This window comes from Endozoicomonas sp. ONNA1 (assembly GCF_024606325.1).
GTDB lineage: Bacteria > Pseudomonadota > Gammaproteobacteria > Pseudomonadales > Endozoicomonadaceae > Endozoicomonas_A.
This window is the reverse complement of sequence record NZ_JAHHPN010000004.1, coordinates 1-1,082: the sequence shown is the minus strand read 5'-3', so window position 1 is coordinate 1,082 and position 1,082 is coordinate 1. Positions and strand designations below refer to the sequence as shown.

Sequence of the window (1,082 nt, the reverse complement as noted above, 5' to 3'; positions counted from 1 at the left end):
TGTCTACATTATTCTGGGTGATAGCTATGTTATGAGTTTGTTTCGTATTCCAGTGAGTTGTAAAAGAGTGGAACCGAATAGAGTAATAATGAAATACCTGAATTATGGCTATGCTAATTTATACTTTGATGGAAAAAGTGTTGAGTTCATAGGAATAAGGTAAAACACCCAATTTGTATACAGCAAAAAAGCCCCACCAATTGGCAGGGCTTTTGAATGTCACAATCAGGTGGGATTTAACCAGGATATTGATAAACCTTGTCCTTCATGAACTTCTTCCTATCCAAACCAACCCAATCCCACATTTCTGGTATCTCAGCACCCAAGGTAATCTTTGCCCGGGTGTGCTTGCGTATTGCATCAATAAGTTTCTTATAAATCTTGATCCGGAACTCCTCTGAGTATCGTAACCGTTTATCATTCGGATCATATTCCTCAAACTCCTCCATATTGTTAAATAGAGTGGTCCAGGGATGGTTTTTTCGGATATTACGTACCATATCCTTCCTAAACCTGGTACTCCCAAGGATAATTTTGCTTACATTAGATGGATCTATTGATTTCATTACTTTATCGACCAACTCAACATATTCAGATTCACAACCATCATAATTAATAATCGGCTCAATACATAATCTGATATCATAACCACCGCGACCCTGAATCTTCTTTATCCCGTTTAACCGATCCTCAAGTGACGCTGTTCCATGCTCATATTTATCAATGATCGTCGGTGTGTTTAAACCAAATGTGAATTTAATCCTTCCATGACCATCATGCTTTAAGACCTCGTCAAAATTCGCAGACTTGGTCCAGATTGCAAGATGAACATTTTTATGTTTATCAATTATCTCATCATATACAAACTTCATGTGTCCTGAGTATGGATCATTACCAATTATATCAGTGTACTCCCCAATATTCATACTCAGCTTTCTTTTTTTATTCTCATTATAATACTTAGTAATGTCACTTTTGACATCAGCAAGCTTTGCATTGTCAATATTTACGCCTAACTCTACTAAATAGGAATCAATATTCCTTTTGAGGTAATCAATGGCAGCACCATCAGATATAATCCC

Annotated in this window: 1 protein-coding gene; it reads right to left on the bottom strand. The window is 36.6% G+C overall.

The genetic code is table 11. From position 1 onward, the window contains the following. Positions 1-236: 236 nt before the first annotated feature. Positions 237-1,082: spore photoproduct lyase family protein (locus KDK19_RS00040; RefSeq protein ID WP_257291070.1), on the bottom strand; the 846-nt coding region annotated here is incomplete at its 5' end.